At 66.0% G+C, this 17,590-nt stretch carries 11 protein-coding genes; 2 read left to right on the top strand and 9 right to left on the bottom strand.

What is annotated here, in order from left to right; all coding sequences use genetic code 11:
• Nucleotides 1–2 precede the first annotated feature (2 nt).
• Nucleotides 3–1,400, bottom strand: coding sequence for a tetratricopeptide repeat protein (locus tag UAJ10_RS02340; protein WP_322913759.1), 1,398 nt, complete (start codon nucleotides 1,398–1,400; stop codon nucleotides 3–5).
• Between the two features lie 29 nt (nucleotides 1,401–1,429).
• The gene (locus UAJ10_RS02345; protein WP_322913760.1) at nucleotides 1,430–3,640 is read right to left on the bottom strand and encodes a TonB-dependent receptor; all 2,211 of its coding nucleotides are present in this window, start codon (nucleotides 3,638–3,640) and stop codon (nucleotides 1,430–1,432) included.
• Nucleotides 3,641–4,056: 416 nt separating this feature from the next.
• Between UAJ10_RS02345 and UAJ10_RS02350 the strand changes: the two genes are divergently transcribed.
• Nucleotides 4,057–4,365, top strand: coding sequence for a hypothetical protein (locus tag UAJ10_RS02350; protein WP_322913761.1), 309 nt, complete (start codon nucleotides 4,057–4,059; stop codon nucleotides 4,363–4,365).
• Between the two features lie 3 nt (nucleotides 4,366–4,368).
• On the opposite strand, the gene UAJ10_RS02355 is transcribed toward UAJ10_RS02350, so the two are convergent.
• The 7 genes from UAJ10_RS02355 to UAJ10_RS02385 all read right to left on the bottom strand — a co-directional run bounded on the left by UAJ10_RS02355 (nucleotide 4,369) and on the right by UAJ10_RS02385 (nucleotide 15,368).
• The gene (locus tag UAJ10_RS02355) at nucleotides 4,369–5,010 is read right to left on the bottom strand and encodes a GNAT family N-acetyltransferase (RefSeq protein ID WP_322913762.1); all 642 of its coding nucleotides are present in this window, start codon (nucleotides 5,008–5,010) and stop codon (nucleotides 4,369–4,371) included.
• 297 nt (nucleotides 5,011–5,307) lie between these two features.
• Nucleotides 5,308–7,002 (bottom strand): AIPR family protein, encoded by a 1,695-nt coding sequence (locus tag UAJ10_RS02360; RefSeq protein WP_322913763.1) that lies wholly within the window; start codon nucleotides 7,000–7,002, stop codon nucleotides 5,308–5,310.
• 267 nt (nucleotides 7,003–7,269) lie between these two features.
• The gene (locus UAJ10_RS02365; protein ID WP_322913764.1) at nucleotides 7,270–9,477 is read right to left on the bottom strand and encodes a malate synthase G; all 2,208 of its coding nucleotides are present in this window, start codon (nucleotides 9,475–9,477) and stop codon (nucleotides 7,270–7,272) included.
• Nucleotides 9,478–9,638: 161 nt separating this feature from the next.
• Nucleotides 9,639–12,479 carry an FAD-binding and (Fe-S)-binding domain-containing protein gene (locus tag UAJ10_RS02370; RefSeq protein WP_322913765.1) on the bottom strand — a complete coding sequence of 947 codons (2,841 nt, stop codon included), beginning with the start codon at nucleotides 12,477–12,479 and terminating at the stop codon, nucleotides 9,639–9,641.
• A gap of 6 nt (nucleotides 12,480–12,485) precedes the next feature.
• The gene (locus UAJ10_RS02375; protein WP_322913766.1) at nucleotides 12,486–13,136 is read right to left on the bottom strand and encodes a LutC/YkgG family protein; all 651 of its coding nucleotides are present in this window, start codon (nucleotides 13,134–13,136) and stop codon (nucleotides 12,486–12,488) included.
• Nucleotides 13,133–14,614 (bottom strand): LutB/LldF family L-lactate oxidation iron-sulfur protein, encoded by a 1,482-nt coding sequence (locus UAJ10_RS02380; protein ID WP_322913767.1) that lies wholly within the window; start codon nucleotides 14,612–14,614, stop codon nucleotides 13,133–13,135. Before UAJ10_RS02380 ends, UAJ10_RS02375 begins: the two co-directional genes overlap by 4 nt.
• Nucleotides 14,604–15,368, bottom strand: a complete 765-nt coding sequence (locus tag UAJ10_RS02385) for a (Fe-S)-binding protein (protein WP_322914488.1) — start codon at nucleotides 15,366–15,368, stop codon at nucleotides 14,604–14,606. The genes UAJ10_RS02380 and UAJ10_RS02385 overlap by 11 nt, the downstream gene beginning before the upstream one ends.
• A gap of 571 nt (nucleotides 15,369–15,939) precedes the next feature.
• On the opposite strand from UAJ10_RS02385, the gene UAJ10_RS02390 reads away from it, so the two are divergent.
• Complete coding sequence (locus UAJ10_RS02390) at nucleotides 15,940–17,589, top strand: lactate permease LctP family transporter (protein WP_322913768.1); 1,650 nt, start codon at nucleotides 15,940–15,942, stop codon at nucleotides 17,587–17,589.
• Nucleotide 17,590: the final 1 nt, after the last annotated feature.

The following is a 17,590-nucleotide window of genomic DNA, read 5'->3' on the forward strand; positions in this document are numbered from 1 at the left end:
GTCTAGCGCACCAAGAGGCTGGGGTCATGGCGGTGCGCCTCCGCCGTGGCCTGGGCGCGCGCCGCCGCCTGGCGCGCCAGGCTGGGCAGGCCCAGCGCGTCATAGACCTGGGCTAGGGCGCGGTTCAGGGGCACGCCGCCGGGGTCAAAGGCCCGGCGCAGCTCCAGCATCTGTTGCGCCGGCGCCCAGCGCCGGTCCTTGAGATAGGCATCCAGCACCACCTGCTCGAACAGGTCGCGCTGGGCGTGGCTGCCGCCGATCTCCATCAGGCGGGGCAGCACGGGGCCCAGGCGGCGCACCGCCGCGCGCCAGTCGCCCCGGTGATAGGCCACCAGCCCCTCGGCCGCCGGCACGGCGACATCATCCCATGTCTCCCGGCTGTGGTCCGGCGCGCGGCCCGCCTGCGCCCGGATGGCGTCCAGCAGGGTGTCGGCCTCCGCCCGGCCCGCGCGCGTCAGGCCCATCAGGTACAGCAGCGCCAGGAAGGGCTGGGCCGTGTCGGTGGCGCGGGCGGCCAGATGACCGGCCAGGTCGGTCCAGCGGTCGCCCACGTCCACGCCCGCCAGTTCCAGCCGGCTCAGCAGCTGCACCGCCCCCGCCTGGTCCTGGGAATAGCCCTTGTCCACGCCCCAGACCCGGGCGTCGTAGGTGGCCAGCGCCTCCGCCGCCCGCCCCTGGCTCAGCAGGAACAGGGCGTAGTGCCACCACAGGTGCGTGGACATGAAGGAGTTGAGGTCGGTCCAGCTGTCGTGCACGCCGCGCAGGAAGGCGGCCCCCTGGTCGATCTCGCCCCGCGTCAGCATGACATGGGCCAGGGCGTGATGGGCCCAGGGCTCCTTGCGCTTCAGGGTGATGGCGCGGCGGGCCGCCGCCTCCGCCTCGTCCAGCAGGTGGCACTGCTCATAGCCGAAGGCCAGCATGCCATGCAGATAGGCGACGTCGCCGGCGCGGGGCAGCACCTTGAGCGCGATGCGCACCATGTCCGGCGACTGGCCCCGGTTGAAGTTCAGGTACTGGTGGACCTTCACCGCCACCAGGTCGCGGGGAAACTCCTCCGCGATCTGGTCGCCCAGGGCCAGGGCGGCGGGGATGTCGTCCCGCCACCAGGCCTCCAGCATCGCGGCGTTCAGCCGCTCCCGCCGCGTGCCGTGGCGGGCGGCGGCCAGGGCGCGGCCGACATAGGGGGCGGCGCGGCCGGGGCCGTCGGTGGATTCCAGGAACATCCACAGCATGCCGGCGTAGGTTTGCACCAGGGGCAGGTCCACCGCCGCGTCCGCCACCGCCAGCAGGTTCACGGCCCGCGTCTCATAGGCCAGCAGGCCGCCGACGAAATCGTCGATCAGCCCGGCGCTGTGGTCGCCGTCCGTGGTGATGGGGTTGCCCAGGAAGTCTTCGTCCATGACGCTCTCGGCCTGGCTGTTGCGGGCGCTTAGTACTGGTACCCCAGGCGGATGCCCCAGGTCGCCGGCCGGCCGGGGATGGCGATATCGGCGTTGGTGAAGAAGTTGCGCAGCAGGTCGTAGCGCTTGTCGAGGATGTTCTGGCCATAGACCGTGGCCGTCCACGGCCCCTGGTCCGGCGTCAGGGTCACGGCGGCGTTGACCAGCCAATAGCCCGCGACGTTGTAGCGGCTGCCCAGCAGCGAGCGTTCGCTGCCGCGATAGCTGTAGTCGGCCTCCGTCTTCAGCGTGTGGCCGGGCAGGGCCCAGTCATAGCTGACGCCGCCGTTGTAGGTGACGCGGGGGAAGCCCAGATCCTCCCCCGCCTGGTTGGTGGTGATGGGCCGGCAGGGATAGCAGGTGGCCAGTGAGGCGCTGGTGTCCACGGCGTTGAATTCCGTGAACTCGCCATGCGACAGGCCCAGCGCCTGGGTGATCAGCAGGCCGGCGCGGGGCGCCCATTCGGCCTCCAGCTCGCCGCCGTAAATCTCCGACCGGGGGGCGTTCACGATCTTGCCGATGGCGGCGAACACCGGGTCGATGATGACCGACTGCACCTGCTGGTTATGATAGTCGTAGTAATAGGCCGAGGCGTTCAGGCGCAGGGTGTGGCCGAACAGGTCGGACTTCACCCCCGCCTCATAGGCCCACAGCACCTCCGGCCGGAAGGGGGCCAGGCCGCCCAGCGCCAGGGTGTTGTAGGCGGTGAAGCCGCCGGACTTCACCCCCCGGCTGACGTTGGCGTACAGCAGCGCCGCGTCGTCCAGTTTGAACTCCACCCCCGCCTTGCCCGTGGTCTGGGTGAAGCCGGTGGGCACGCTGTCGGCCGCCACGCCGATGCCGGTGTCGGGGATGGTGATGGTGCGGAAGGTGCGCAGCGTGCGGTCCTCATGCTCCTCCCGCAGGCCCAGGATCAGCTTCAGCCGGTCGGTGGCGGCATAGTCGACCTGGCCGAAGCCGCTGATGGACTCCGCCGTCTGGGCATAGCGGGTGTTGGCGATGAAGCCGTAGATGTCGGTGAAGTCCGACAGGAAGGCCTCGCGCAATGTCTCGTGCGAGTAATAAAGCCCGCCCACCCATTGCAACCGCCCCGGCCCGCTGGAGGCCAGACGCACCTCTTGCGACACGTCCTGGGCGCGGCTGTTGAAATACTCATCCGCGTCGCGGTAGGCGGTGGCGTCCCAGTCGTCGAACTCCTTGCGGTTCAGCGCCTCCCACGCCGTGATGCTGGTCAGCGTCACGTCCTCGAAGTGGTGCAGCACCGTCAGGTCGGCGCCGCCGCTGGTGTTGTCGCGGAAGGGCTTGGCGTTCGGGTCGGCGCCGATGACCTTGGCGAAGGCGGGCGACAGGCCCCAGCCCGTCTTGGACGGGTCGGTGTCGGCCGGCAGGGTGCCCACGCCCGGCTGGACGGTGGGGTTGAAGTCATAGCCGCCGGTGCCGTCCGACAGGTCGCGGCCGTAATGCAGGTTCAGCTTCACGTCCGTGTCCGGCGTGGCCGTCCAGGCGATCTTGGCGCGCACGGCGGTGCGGTTGGCGTTGCCCAGGTCTTGGCCCGTCACGCGGTTGGTCTGCCAGGCGCCGCCCTGCTGCGTCATGGCCGACAGGCGCACCTTCACCGTGTCGCTGACGGGGCCGGAGACATAGGCCTCCACCTTGGCGGCGTCATAGCTGCCATAGTCGGCGGTGATGCCGGCGCTGGCCGTGTCGGTGGGGTTGGCGGTCAGGATGTTGATGGCGCCGCCGGTGGTGTTGCGGCCGTACAGCACGCCCTGCGGCCCGCGCAGCACCTCCACCCGGTCCACGTCATAGACCAGGCCCTGGGTCATGATGGGCAGGGGGTAGGCGACCTCATCGACATAGACGCCCACGGTGGGCGTGTTGTTCGAGGCATAGTCGTTGAAGCCCACGCCCCGGATGCGGAACTGCGGCTGCCCGCCGCCGAAGGCGTTGGTGACCTCCAGCCCCGGGGTCACGTTCTGCAGATCGTTGACCGAGGTGACATGGTGGGCGGCCAGGTCGCCCGCCGACAGGACGGAGACGGACAGGCCCACGTCCTGCACCGACTGCTCGCGCCGCTGGGCGGTGACGATGATGTCCGGAATGCCGCCGCCGTCCTGCTCCTGCGCCACGGCGCCGCCGCTCAACAGTAGGACACCGGCCGCCACACAGCCCTTCAAGGCTTTAATGCGTGATCCCTTCATCCTCAGCCCCCATCGGTCCCCGGCGTGGCCCTTGGCTGGGCTTGTTCACCGGATGATGCCGGCCGCCGGATTGTACTGTTCAATGGCTGTGCAAAATATTAATAGCACACTAACGACAGTTAGCACGGGGAATAACGCTCCGGTCAATTGCGTAAATTACCGGCGGGCGATGATTACGGGGATAGTCGGTGCATATCTGTCATGCCGCACCTGCTCACGGCAATGCGCCCCGTCACAGCCTTAAGGCCGGACGGGCCGGGCGCGCAAGCCTGGCATCGGTTGCAGACCGGCGGCGTTCGCAGGCGCGATAGGGCGGTGGCGGCTTTGCGGGAAGGGTGGCGGCATTTATGATGCGTGGGGGCGGGCGACATGAAGATCGCGGCGCTTGTTCCTCGGACGAAGGGGGCTCGGTCGTGATGCGGGTGATTGTCAGGGTGGCGAAGGCCGTCGCGCAGGTCTCTGTATTGGCTGTTATCGTGCTGATCCCGCTTTCCAACCATCAGCTCGGCACCATCGATCGCAAAGACCCCGGCCTTTGCCAGCTTCATGGCGACCAATACCGGATCGTTGAGATTAAGAAGACGCCTGTCTGCCTGAGCATGGAAGAGGCGAGGCAGGTGGACCTGATGTCGTCCTCCACTCTCTACGCGCTGATGATCTTCATTGCCTCCTTCATGATCTGGGTCGCGCCTGACCAGTTGAGGAAGCTACGCGGCGGCGGTTGACGGTCAGTCCCGCCGCGCCAGGGCGGCCAGCCGTTCCTTCACCTGCGGCCATTCGGCGGCGATGACGGAGAAATAGACGCTGTCGCGCAGCCGGGCGGGCAGGGCCTCGCCCTCCGGCCCCACGCGGGCCGGCACCACGACGTGGGACCGGAAGATGCCTTCCTGCGTGGCGCCGATGCGGGCGATGGCGGCGCGGGACTGCTGGTTCAGCGCGTCGGTCTTCAACTCCACCCGGTGGACGCCCAAGACCTCGAAGGCGTGGGTCAGCAGCAGGCGCTTGGCATCGGTGTTGGCGCCGGTGCGCTGGTGCGACCGCGCCACCCAGGTCCACCCGATCTCCACCCGCCGGTTGGCGCGGTCGATATTGCCATAGCGCGTGCTGCCGATGACCTGGCCGCTGGCCTTGTGCACGATGGCGAAGGGCAGGCTGACATGCCGGTCCCGCTCCTCCAGCGCCGTGTGGACATAGGCCCGCATTTCATCGGGCGTCGTCACCTGCGTCGGCACCCAGCGCCACAGCACCGGGTCCAACCCCACCGCGATCAGCCCCGGCAGATGGTCCTGGCTCAACGGCTCCAGCCGCACCACGGCCCCCGTCAGGGTGACGGGGCTGACGGTCATGGGGCTGGTGTCGATCTCGGCCATGGGGGCTCTCCGTGGACAGGGGCTCCTGGTTCGATACGAGCGCCGGGCGGGCGGGGCAAGGGCGGGATTGTCTGGGGGACAAGGTTTGGGGGGGCTGTACCACAGCGTTGAACGTTAGATATGAGCCGTGAGTGAGCGGGCAGGTTTGATCCAAGGCTGGGAAATAACTTGCCTCATCTCGCACAAACATCGACCTAACCTTGCGGTGTTTCCTAATATTTGACGGTCCTCTTATAGTCGAACTAAGGTGCCGTTTCGGATGTTGACTTTACGGGAATGGCATAGAATTACAATCTATCATGGGATTTGGCCAAGCATCTCTTGTAAAATCAACTGCCGCTTCAACCTGTCGGGCGATACTTCTCCGAGTGCTCGGCAAATATCAACTATTTTTGAGAATAGGTCAGTTGCCGCAGGCCCGTGCTGAGCCATAATCCTAATTATTTCCTCTGATGATTTCTCCGCAGCTCGCGAGGAAATATTAATTGCGTCCTTTCCAGAAATAGATGCTCGAACAAGCGCCAGCATATGCCATTTGAAGCGCTTCATATTTTGAGGAATTGTACTATTGGATATTAACAGAGATAGGCGATAATAAGCAAGGCAGGCCGCATAAAAAACAACCTCTTTCGTATTTTCTGCAAATAGAATATCACCAAGTTCATCATACATTGTTTTCGGATAACGTAGAGATAACTCCGGTCTGTTAAGGAACATCGCGGCAACGCATTTTGCGGCATTCTGCAAAGAGAAAATGCGGAGCGCTGGAATGCCTTGGCCGACGTATTGCCTGTCTCGGCGCTCAAAATAAATTTTTCCTTCTGAGCTAAAAGAATTGAAATATTGTTCGATTCTTTTTGTCACCGGCCTCAAAGAAAAGAACTGATTGTCCTCAACTTTTGTTTGGCTATTAGTGGCTCGAACAAGCTCCGAGAAGACATCTTCGTTATTTGTCTCTACTACTTTGACGTTTACCATAATGCCGCCTAGATGATGTCGACTTTCAAACAGGACGTTTGAAGTCTGGCACCCATTAACGATCTGAAAATTCTTTAAATGTAAAGTATTTCCTTGTAGTCGAACATCGGGGCTGGCGATAGTGATGCCGTTATTCAAAACAGGAAAGCGACTAGCTCCCTCTCCGGCGCGAATAGTCGCGCAAATAGATGCATTAACGGGATTTTCGAGACCAAGAAACGATCTGACGTTTTCCTCAAATACTTGAGTTCTGAGATTGCCGTCGCTGGAAAGCAAAAGATTTTCCACGAAATCACTTGCTTTTACGACGGCTAAATATGCTTCATCTATACCGGCAATTTTTGGAAGAGGGGCATTACTATACAATTCAAGACTTGCATCAATTCCAGAATACGTGCCAACCCAAAGGGTCGTTAGTTCATCTCGACCGACAAATTTAATATCTGCTTCTGCAAAAAGGCCAAGTTCTGCAAGTTGGTCTGAAAAATCCCTCAATGCAGTTTCCAGTGCTGCCGGCTTCTGGTAGATTCCGGTGGTTACAAATCTAGCTGTTAGCGAGGGTTTTCCGTTCCGGATCTTTGGAACCTCGCGCAGAACGACTTCAAAAATAGATCTGGTATCTTGAAGCACGGCATCCTGGCTAGTATATGGATTTTGAGTAATAAATCTAAGTATTGCTTCTTTGAATTTCAGAAAATCGCCAAGGTCAAACCCTTCCGTGCGTTTTGCTTGTGTAAAAATTATATCTACATCATGGTTTCTTTTTTGTGTTGCAAAAATTGAATTTGCGTCCTCTGCGGAGATAATAATCTCTTCGTCTATGACTACCGCTATGCCATCAATCCCATCATCCGCCTCACCCGTAACGAGATCATCGATCTCATATGAACCTGAGAAACGAGAGGATACCACAGCATGCGTGACAAATTTCTCAAACTGAGAAGATTCATCTTCAGCTTCAAGCCCGTTGTCCCGGACATAACTGTCCAAGTGTGCCTTGACAATTCTGTGCATGCCGTTCCCTCCGGAGCTTCAATAACTCTGTTATTTTGCCATTAAAGGAGTCTAATTTATTAATTGGCTACCTTAAAAGGATAACACCACAACGCGTTGAAGTTGTAAAAATATATTTTTAATGCTGTGGTTGTTTCATCCAACCGCTGTGGGCGCTTAAGATATGGAAGCTAGCGTTCCAGCAAAACTAGTGCCTTGATATAAAAAGGGGCGGAACCTCACGGCCCCGCCCCTTCTCAACCCTCAATCTAAACCCAACCCTCGCGCTTACGCCCCCGCCTGCCGCGCCTTCGCCTCCGCCCGGCGGCGGTGGAGCACCGGCTCGGTGTATCCATTCGGTTGGCGCACGCCGTCGAACACCAGATCGCAGGCGGCCTGGAAGGCGATGCTCTGGGCGTAGTGGGGGGCCATGGGGGTGTAGGCGGGGTCGCCGGCGTTCTGCTGGTCGACCACGGCGGCCATGCGCTCCAGGGTTGCCCGCACCTGCTCCTTGGTGCAGATGCCGTGGTGCAGCCAGTTGGCGATGTGCTGGCTGCTGATGCGCAGGGTGGCGCGGTCTTCCATCAGGCCGATGTTGTTGATGTCCGGCACCTTGGAACAGCCCACGCCCTGGTCCACCCAGCGGACGACATAGCCCAGGATGCCCTGGGCGTTGTTGTCCAGTTCCTGCTGGATTTCATCCTCCGACCAATTGGCGCCGTTTGCCAGCGGCGGCGTCAGGATGTCCTCCAGCTTGGCGCGGCGGTGGCCGGCCAGCACGGCCTGGCGGGCGGCCACGTCCACGGTGTGGTAGTGCAGGGCGTGCAGCGTGGCGGCGGTGGGGGACGGGACCCAGGCGGTGTTGGCGCCGGCCTGGGGGTGGGCGATCTTGGTGGCCAGCATGTCCGCCATGCGGTCCGGCATGGCCCACATGCCCTTGCCGATCTGCGCCCGGCCCTTCAGGCCGCAGGCCAGGCCGGTGTCGACGTTCCAGTCCTCATAGGCCTTGATCCAGGCGGTGCCCTTGATGTCGTTCTTGCGCACCATGGGGCCGGCCTCCATCGAGGTGTGGATCTCGTCGCCGGTGCGGTCCAGGAAGCCGGTGTTGATGAACACCACCCGGTGCTGGGCGGCGCGGATGCATTCCTTGAGGTTGACGGTGGTGCGCCGCTCCTCATCCATGATGCCCATCTTCAGGGTGTTGGGCGCCAGGCCCAGCAGCTGTTCCACCGCGCCGAACAGGCGGTTGGCGAACGCCACCTCCTCCGGCCCATGCATCTTGGGCTTCACGATGTAGACGCTGCCGGCGCGGCTGTTGCGCACGGCCGGGGTGTCGCCCACGCCCTCGCGCCGCAGGTCGTGCAGGGCGATGGTGCCGGTCATGACGGCGTCCAGGATGCCCTCGGGGATGTTGCTCCCGTCGGCCAGTAGCACGGCGTCCGAGGTCATCAGGTGGCCGACGTTGCGCACCAGCATCAGGCTGCGGCCCGGCAGGGTCAGGGTCTTGCCGCCGGGGGCGGTGTAGACGCGGTCCGGGTTCAGGTGGCGGTCCACCGTCTGGCCGCCCTTCTCGAACTGGGCGGTCAGGGTGCCGTTCATCAGGCCCAGCCAGTTGCGGTAGGCCAGCACCTTGTCGGCGGCATCCACGGCGGCCACCGAATCCTCGCAATCCATGATGGCGGTGATGGCGGACTCAAGCACGATGTCGGCCACGTGGGCCTTGTCCTCGCGCCCGATGCGGTGGGTGGCGTCGATGTGGATCTCGGCATGCAGGCCGTGGCGGCACAGCAGGATCACCGTGGGGGCGGCGGCGTCGCCCTGCCAGCCGCCCAGGCGGCTGGGGTCGGCCAGGCCGGTGGTCCGTTCGCCCTGGGCGCCCCCGTCCAGCGTCACCGCCAGGGCGCCGTCCACGATGGCGTAGCCGGTGGCGTCGCGGTGCGAGCCGTCGGCCAGGGGGAAGGACTGGTCCAGGAAGGTGCGGCCGAAGGCGATGACCTTGGCGCCGCGGATGGGGTTGTAGCCGCGGCCCCGCTCCGCCCCGTCATCCTCGGGCAGGGCGTCGGTGCCGTAGAGCGCGTCGTACAGGCTGCCCCAGCGGGCGTTGGCGGCGTTCAGGGCATAGCGGGCGTTCATCACCGGCACCACCAGCTGCGGGCCGGCGATGGTGGCGATCTCCGCATCCACATTGGCGGTGCTGACGCTGAAGTCCGGCCCCTCCGGCTGGATGTAGCCGATGGCGGAGAGGAAGGCGCGGTAGGCGGCGCCGTCGAAGGGCCGGCCCTTCTGGCCCCGGTGCCAGTCGTCGATCTGCTGTTGCAGGGCGTCGCGCTTGGCCAGCAGGTCGCGGTTCAGCGGCGTCAGCTCATGCGCCAGCGTGTCCACGCCCTGCCAGAAGGCCTCCACCGACAATCCGGTGCCGGGCAGGACCTCGTTCTCGACAAAGTCGAACAGTTCCTGCGCCACCTGAAGATGCCCGGCCGTAACCCGTGCCGTCATTGTCCTTCTCCCCTAGATTCTCATCGCTCATGCGTGGCCTTGGCCGGCCATCGCGGGTTTATGACGCACTGTTTTTCGACGCCCGATATGGGTAGGGGCCGGCGGCGGCGCCGTCAACGGTGCGGAAGGTCTCGGGCGTGCCTAGTTCCATTGGGAGCCCGTCAGCGCGTGGCCCTGTCGACCAGGTAGACCAGATGGCGATAGGGCACGCCGGCATGGTCGGCCAGGCCGATCTCACAGGTGCGGTTGCTGGAATACCCCGCCTCGCACCCCGCCGGCACCTGGGGCGCCAGGAAACGCAGGGCGTGATCGTTCAGCTCCGGCTCGACGAACCCCTTGTCACCGGCGAAACCGCAGCAGCCCACCCGGTCGGGCACCACCACGGTGGTGGCGCAGGCCCGGGCCACCGTGGCCGCCTGCGGGTCGATGCCCATCTTGCGGGCGGCACAGTTCAGGTGCAGCAGCACCGGCTCCGCCTGCGGCGTGGGCGTCAGGCGGGGCAGGGCGTCCTGCGCCAGGAACTCCACCAGATCCTTCACCGGCAGGCGGCCGGCCAACCAGGTCTTCAGGCGCTGGGTGCAGGCGCTGGCGTCCATGACGATGGGGATGCGGCCATTGTCGCTGGCGGCCTTCAGCGCCGCCTCCATCTCCGCCGCCTTGGCATCCGCCGCCTCTTTCATGCCCTCGGACTCGAAGGCCAGGCCGCAGCACAGGTTGGGCAGGTTGTCGGGCACGATGGCGCGGAAGCCCGCCCGCTCCAGCACGCGCAGGGTGACGGCGGGCAGGGGATCGGCCTCCCCATCCTCCACCGCCGGGCCGAAGGTGCGGCCGGCGCAGGCGGCCAGGTAGACCACCGGTTCCCCGGTGGCGCTGGCCGGGGGCAGGTCCTTCAGCCAGGCCATGCTGGCCCCCTCCGGCAGGTTGGGGCCGGCGTGGGGCAGGCGGTCGCCGGACAGGGTGCGGGCGTAGGCGGCCAGACTGGCCACCTTCCTCGGGCCGATGGCCTGGGCGGCGAAGGCTGCCAGACTCAGGGCGCCGCGCGTGGCGGCCAGCACGGTGCCGTAGTGGCGGGCCAACAGGCCGGCCACGGTGCGCGCCCTCGGCCCGTGGCGCCGGCCGCGCAGGGCCTTGGTCAGCTGCCCGGTCTCGATGCCCACGGGGCAGGCGGTGGCGCACAGGCCGCAGGCGGCACAGGTGTCGATGGCGTGGTAGTCGTAGAGATCCTTCAGTTCCGTCGCCGGATCACCCAGGGCGGTCAGGCGCGCGATCTCGCGCAGGCCGGTGATGCGCTGGCGGGGGCTGAGCGTCATGCCGTGCGAGGGGCACATCTTCTCGCAGAAGCCGCACTCCATGCAGGTGTCGACCAGAGTGTGCGCCGGGGGCAGGGGCTTCAGGTTCTCCAGGTGCAGGCGCGGGTTGGTGTTCAGCAGCACGCCGGGGTTCAGCAGGTTGGCCGGGTCCAGCAGACGCTTGATCTCCCACATCAGCGCCGTGGCCGCCTGGCCCCATTCCAGCTCGACGAAGGGGGCCATGTTGCGGCCGGTGCCGTGCTCCGCCTTCAGCGAGCCATCGTACTTCTCCACCACGATGTGGACCATCTCGTCCATAAAGCGGGCGTGGCGCTCGATCTCCGCCTCGGTGCTGAAATCCTGGGCGAAGACGAAGTGCAGGTTGCCGGCCAGGGCGTGGCCCATGAGGATGGCGTCGGGATAGCCGTGCTTGTCGAACAGCGCCCGCATGTCGTGGCAGGCGTCGGCCAGGTCCTCAATGCGGAAGGCCACGTCCTCGATGATGACGCTGGTGCCGGTCTGGCGCATGGCGCCGATGGTGGGGATCAACCCTTTGCGGATCTTCCACAGCTTGGTGTACTCGGCCGCGTCGGTGGTGAAGGCCGGGGGCCGCAGCAGGGTGACCCCGGCCAGCAGGTCGCCGATGACGGCGATGTTCTGGCGCAAGGCCTCCGGGCTCACGGCGCGCGTTTCCACCAGCAGGGAGGCCACGTCCTCCCCCATGCTGTCGATCTCGGGCGGCAGTCCGGGCTGCCCCTTGGCGCTGCGCAGGCTGGCACGGTCCATCAGCTCCACCGCCGCCACCGGCCCGCCGTTCAGCAGGCAGGCGGCGCGCCCGGCCTCCACGATGTCGGGGAACAGCAGCAGGGCGCTGGCCTTGTCCGCCAGTTCCGGCACGGTGCGGTAGGTCACCTCCGCGATGAAGCCCAGCGTGCCTTCCGACCCGATCAGCAGGTGGGCCAGGATGTCCACCGGGTCGTGGTAATCCACCAGGGCGTTCAGGCTGTAGCCGGTGGTGTTCTTGATGGCGAACTTGCGCCGGATGCGGTTGGCCAGCGCCTCGTCATCCCGCACCCGCCGGCCCATGGCGTCCAGCTGGGCCAGCAGGTCGGCATGGCTGACGCGGAAGGCGGCCACGCTGGCGGCGTCGCCGGTGTCGACCAGGGTGCCGTCGGCCAGCATGAAGCGCAGCGACAGCATGGTCTTGTAGGTGTTCTCGTGCGTGCCGCAGCACATGCCCGAGGAATTGTTGGCGGCGATGCCGCCGATCTTGCAGCTCTCGATGGAGGCCGGGTCCGGCCCGATCTTGCGGCCATAGGGCGCCAGGCGGCGGTTGACCTCCGCCCCGATGATGCCGGGCTGCACCTTGATGACGCTGCCGTCGTCATTGATGACGGAGCGGTGCCAGCCGTCGCCCAGCACCATCAGCAGGCTGTCGGTGATGGCCTGGCCGGAGAGGGAGGTGCCGGCGGCGCGGAAGGTGACGGGCGTGTTGTGCCGGCGGCAGGCGGCCAGCACCTGGCTCACCTCCGCCTCATTGTCCACCCGCGCCACCAGCTTCGGGATCAGGCGGTAGAAGCTGGCGTCCGTGCCATAGGCCAGGCGGCGCAGCGGGTCGGTGATCAGGCGGTCGGGGGGCACCACGCCGGCCAGCTCGGCGCGCAGGGCGTCGTAATCGCGGAGGGGCGCGGCGTTCAGCGTGGTGTCCGGCATGGCCGCTCACTCCCCCTTCTTGATCAGCAGGATGATCAGTTCCTTGGGCCCATGGACGCCATAGGCCAGCGTCTGCTCGATATCGGATGTCTTGGACGGGCCGGAAATCAACAGGGCATTGGTGGGCATGCCCGCCGCCCAGCGCTGGTCCCGCACCACCGCCGCCAGCGTGTCGTGCAGCGTGTCCTCCTCCAGCACGGCGATGTGCAGGGGTGGCAGCAACGACAGCAGGCGCGGCTCCTCCGCCGTGGGCCACAGGATCAGGGTGCCCGTCTCGGCGATGGCGCCGCGCGTGCCGGTCAGGCCGGCGTCCACCTGGTGCACCAGCGTGTCCTTGAGGTCTTCCACCGCGCGGTCATAGGGCACCAGGGTGGGCAGGGCCACGCCCTGGGCCGCCGCGCGCAGCAGGGTGTCGCCGCGCGGCGTGCCGGGGGCGACCATCAGGCGGCCCACACCCCGGTTGTTCAGCAGGGTGGCCAGCCGTTCCGGCCAGGTCTCGGCCGTCACGTCGTGGATCTCGGCGTGGTTGGCCTCCGCCATCTGGCGGAAGCGGGCCAGCTTGTCGGCGTAGGTGGGCGGCGTCCAGGGCGGCAGGTCGGGGCCAGGACGGGCGGGGGCGGCCTTCAGGTGGCCCAGGATGTTGGCGCGCGCGCTCACTTCGGCACCTCGTTCAGGTATCCACGCTCGCGCGCCAGATCATGCAGGGTGCGGGGCTTGAAGCGGGGCTTGGCCCGCGCCTTGGTCCAGTCGCGCATCAGCGGGGCGCCGGCCGGCACCCAGTTGCCGCCCCAGGCCAGGGCGCGGGTGACCATGCGGTACAGCAGCGGCCGGGTGTAGACCAGGCGCCAGCCGGCCCAAACCAGGGCCTCATTCCACGACCGCTCCGCCCCGCCATCCTTGACCACGGGCAGGTGCGTGGCCGGCGTCTCGGTCGGCCGCACCGCCTCGCGGCGCAGGCGCACCAGCAGGTCGGGGATGGGGATCTTGACCGGGCAGACCTCCGCGCAGGCGTTGCACAGGGTGGAGGCGTGCGGCTGGTCGCCGGCGGCGTCCAGGCCCTGCAACTGCGGCGTCAGGATCTTGCCGATGGGGCCGGGGTAGATGGCGTTGTAGGTGTGGCCGCCCACGCGGGTGTAGACGGGGCAATGGTTCATGCAGGCGGCGCAGCGGATGCAGCGCAGCGTGTCCGCCAGCTCCACATCCTGGTAGACGCGGCTGCGCCCCGCGTCCAGCAGCACCAGGTGCACCGCCGTGGGGCCGTCCTTCTCGCCCACCTTTCGGGGGCCGCTGATCATGTTGACATAGGTGGTGATGGGCTGCCCGGTGGCCGACCGCGGCAGCAGGGCCAGCAGGGGCGGGATGTCGTCCAGGAACTCCACCACCTTCTCGATGCCGGTAACAGCGATGTGCAGGGGCGGCAGGGTGGTGGACAGGCGGCCGTTGCCCTCATTCTCGATCAGCACCAGGGTGCCCGTCTCCGCCACCGCGAAATTGACGCCGGAGATGCCGGCGTCGGCATTGGCGAAGCGTTCGCGCAAGACGCGGCGGGCGGCGGCGGTCAGCTCATCCACGTCGCCGGTGCGTTCCAGGCCGGGGATCTTCTCGGCGAACAGGTCCGAAATCTCATCCTTGTTCTTGTGGATGCAAGGCATGACGATGTGGGACGGCGTCTCCCCCGCCAACTGGATGATGTATTCGCCCAGGTCGGATTCCACCGCCTCGATACCGTGCCGCTCCAGGTGGGCGTTCAGGTGCATCTCCTCCGACACCATGGACTTGCCCTTGATGACGGTGCGGGCGCCGGCCCGTTGCAGGATGCCCAGGACGATGGCGTTGGCCTCCTCCGTCGTCTCGGCCCAATGCACCTGGACGCCGTTGGCGGTCAGCTTGGCCTCAAGGCGTTCCAGCAGTTCCGGCAGCTTGGCCAGGGCGCGGGCCTTCACGGCGGCCCCCCGCTCCCGCAGTTCCGCCCAATAGGCAGGGTCGGGGAACTGGGCGGCGCGCTTGGCCATCAGGCCGTCCATGGCCCGGCGGAAGTTGCGGCGCAGCTGCGGGTTGTTCAGCGCGTCGGGCGCGCGTTCCGCGAAGCGGGGGCCGTGGTTCTCTCCATCAGGCGCCCCCTTCTCACTGAGCATGGCACCGCTCCATCAGGAATTCGGCGATGTGGCGGCAGCGGGTGCCGTCGCCCACCTTCTCCGCATGGCCGCCGATGTTCATCAGGCAGCCGCAGTCGCCCGACAGCAGGGTGCCGGCGCCCGTCTCCCGCACGCTGGCCAGCTTGTCCGACACCATGGCGGTGGACACCGCCGTCTGGCGCACGGCGAAGGTGCCGCCGAAGCCGCAGCACTCCCGCTCCCGCTTGTTTTCCACCAGGGTGACGTTGGCCAGTTGGCGCAGCAGAGCCTTGGGTTCCTCCACCACGCCCATCTCGCGCATCGAATGGCAGGACGGGTGCCAGGTCACGGTCACCGGCTCCCCCTTGTCCTCCAGTTTGACGCCCAGCACGTTGACCAGGAAGGCGGTCAGTTCATGCACGCGGGCGGCGAAGGCGATGGCGCGCGGCTGGTCGGGGTCGCCCTCGAACAGGTGGGGGTAGTGGGTCTTCATCATGCCGGCGCAGGAGCCTGAGGGCACCACGATGGGGATGTCGCCGGGGAAGGCGTCCAACTGCGCCCGCGCCACCTCGCGCGCCTCTTCAAAGTAGCCGGAATTGCGCGCCGGCTGGCCGCAGCAGCTCTGCCCCTCCGGGAACACCACGCGCACGCCGGCGTGGCGCAGCAGGTCCATGCCGGCCAGCCCCGCCTCCGGGTACAGCATGTCCACCAGGCAGGTGCCGAAGAAATAGACCGTGTCCGGCCGGGCCGCCGGGGTGGCGGCGCCGGTATGCATTGCGGCCAGGTTCGTGGTGGTCAAAAGCCCGTCCCTCCCAGGATGCTGCCCCCGGGGCGCGGGCGGCGTTCCGGCCTGTGCGCTGGGGAAATTGTCGGCGGCATATTTTACCAACGGGCAATCTTGGTCAAATCATTTTACCAAGAGTGGGCCATCTCGGGCCCATCCTTCGCGGTGTGGCGGAAGACCAAATTATTCAGCGGCTTAATCCCCAAGGCCTCGGCCGGCCTTGTCCCCTAGGCGGATCGGCCGAAACGTAACCGGGTTAACCAAGACCTTGGATTAGGGGCCTCTTTTCCGTTTGCGCCCGCCCGGCGCGCGGGTTATCCATCATTATGTCCATGGTACAGTAATTTGACCAAGGAGACACCAACCCGGGCGATACCCGGGGCACCTGCCTGGGACGCCCCCCGGGACGCCCACCCGGGACGCCTGAATCAGCGCGCCTGACCGATACCGGCGCGTGGGGAGGAACGACAAACGCCGGCGGGCACCGGCGGCATCCCCGACCCCGCGCCGCCTTACGCGTTCCGCCTGGTTTCGACATGACAACAAAATAGGGGGGAAGGCCATGCAGCCTTGGGTCCAGGTCTATGACCCGTTTGGGAACATGGTGGTGTCCGCGCTGGTCGCGGTGCTGCCCATCGTTTTCTTTTTCGTGGCGCTGGCCGTGCTGCGGCTGAAGGGCTACGTCGCCGGCACGTTGACCGTGCTGATCGCTCTGATCATCGCCATCGCGGCCTATGGCATGCCGGCGTCCTCGGCCATCGCCGCCGTGGTCTACGGCTTCTTCTACGGCCTGTGGCCCATCGCCTGGATCATCGTGGCCGCCGTCTTCCTCTACAAGATCACGGTGAAGACGGGGCAGTTCGACATCATCCGCGCCAGCGTCATCTCCATCACCGAGGATCAGCGCCTGCAGATGCTGATGGTGGGCTTCGCCTTCGGCGCCTTCCTGGAGGGCGCGGCCGGCTTCGGCGCGCCGGTGGCCATCACCGCCGCCATCCTGGCCGGCCTGGGCTTCAACCCGCTCTACGCCGCCGGCCTGTGCCTTATCGCCAACACCGCCCCCGTGGCCTTCGGCGCCATGGGCACGCCCGTCATCGTCGGCGCCCAGGTCTCGGGGCTGGACGTCTACAAGGTGGCGGCCATGACCGGGCGGCAGCTGCCGGCCCTGTCGGTGTTCGTGCCCTTCTGGCTGGTCTTCATCATGGACGGGGCCAAGGGCGTGAAGGAGACGTGGCCCGCCATCCTGGTGACGGGGGTCAGCTTCGCCGTCAGCCAGTACTTCACCTCCAACTACATCGGGGCCGAACTGCCGGACATCATCTCCGCCCTCATCAGCCTGCTGTGCCTGACGGTGTTCCTGAAGTTCTGGAAGCCCAAGAGCATCTTCCGCTTCAAGGACCAGCCGCTGGCGGCGGAGCGGGAGGCCCGGGCCTACACCGGCGGCCAGGTGCTGAAGGCGTGGTCGCCCTTCCTCATCCTCACCGTCATCGTGACGATCTGGAGCCTGAAGCCCTTCAAGGCCCTGTTCGCGAAGGGCGGCGCCCTGGTGGACACGGTGTTCCTCTTCGACGTGCCCAGCCTGCACAACGCCGTGACCAAGGTGGCCCCCATCGTCAAGGCCGCCACCCCCTACGCCGCGCAGTACAAGCTGGACCTGCTGGCCGCGACCGGCACCGCCATCCTCATCTCCGCCATCCTCAGCATGGTGGTGCTGCGCTATGGCCCGGGCAAGGCGCTGGCCACGTTCGGGGAGACGCTGGTGGAGCTGAAATGGCCCATGTACACCATCGGCGCCGTGCTGGCCTTCGCCTACATCGCCAACTATTCCGGCCTATCCTCCACCCTGGCGCTGACCTTGGCGGAGGCGGGCAAGGGCTTCCCCTTCTTCTCCCCCATCCTGGGCTGGCTGGGCGTGTTCCTCACCGGGTCGGACACATCAAGCAACGCCCTGTTCGGCGCGTTGCAGGCCACGACGGGGCAACAGCTGGGCGTCTCCGACCTTCTGCTGGTGGCCGCCAACAGCAGCGGCGGCGTCACCGGCAAGATGATCTCCCCGCAGAGCATCGCGGTGGCCTGCGCCGCCGTGGGCCTGGTGGGCAGCGAGTCCAACCTGCTGCGCTTCACGCTGAAGCATAGCCTCTTCTTCGTCTGCATCGTCGGCGTCATCACCCTGCTGCAGGCCTATGTCTTCACCGGCATGATCCCGCAGTAAG

The organism is Nitrospirillum guaranorum, assembly GCF_034653275.1.
GTDB lineage: Bacteria > Pseudomonadota > Alphaproteobacteria > Azospirillales > Azospirillaceae > Nitrospirillum.

Bases quoted from the DNA above. Each gene is read 5' to 3' on its own strand.
- UAJ10_RS02340 (WP_322913759.1), bottom strand. From the start codon at position 1,400: ATGGACGAAGACTTCCTGGGCAACCCCATCACCACGGACGGCGACCAC.
- UAJ10_RS02345 (WP_322913760.1), bottom strand. From the start codon at position 3,640: ATGAAGGGATCACGCATTAAAGCCTTGAAGGGCTGTGTGGCGGCCGGT.
- UAJ10_RS02350 (WP_322913761.1), top strand. From the start codon at position 4,057: ATGCGGGTGATTGTCAGGGTGGCGAAGGCCGTCGCGCAGGTCTCTGTA.
- UAJ10_RS02355 (WP_322913762.1), bottom strand. From the start codon at position 5,010: ATGGCCGAGATCGACACCAGCCCCATGACCGTCAGCCCCGTCACCCTG.
- UAJ10_RS02360 (WP_322913763.1), bottom strand. From the start codon at position 7,002: ATGCACAGAATTGTCAAGGCACACTTGGACAGTTATGTCCGGGACAAC.
- UAJ10_RS02365 (WP_322913764.1), bottom strand. From the start codon at position 9,477: ATGACGGCACGGGTTACGGCCGGGCATCTTCAGGTGGCGCAGGAACTG.
- UAJ10_RS02370 (WP_322913765.1), bottom strand. From the start codon at position 12,479: ATGCCGGACACCACGCTGAACGCCGCGCCCCTCCGCGATTACGACGCC.
- UAJ10_RS02380 (WP_322913767.1), bottom strand. From the start codon at position 14,614: ATGCTCAGTGAGAAGGGGGCGCCTGATGGAGAGAACCACGGCCCCCGC.
- UAJ10_RS02385 (WP_322914488.1), bottom strand. From the start codon at position 15,368: ATGCATACCGGCGCCGCCACCCCGGCGGCCCGGCCGGACACGGTCTAT.
- UAJ10_RS02390 (WP_322913768.1), top strand. From the start codon at position 15,940: ATGCAGCCTTGGGTCCAGGTCTATGACCCGTTTGGGAACATGGTGGTG.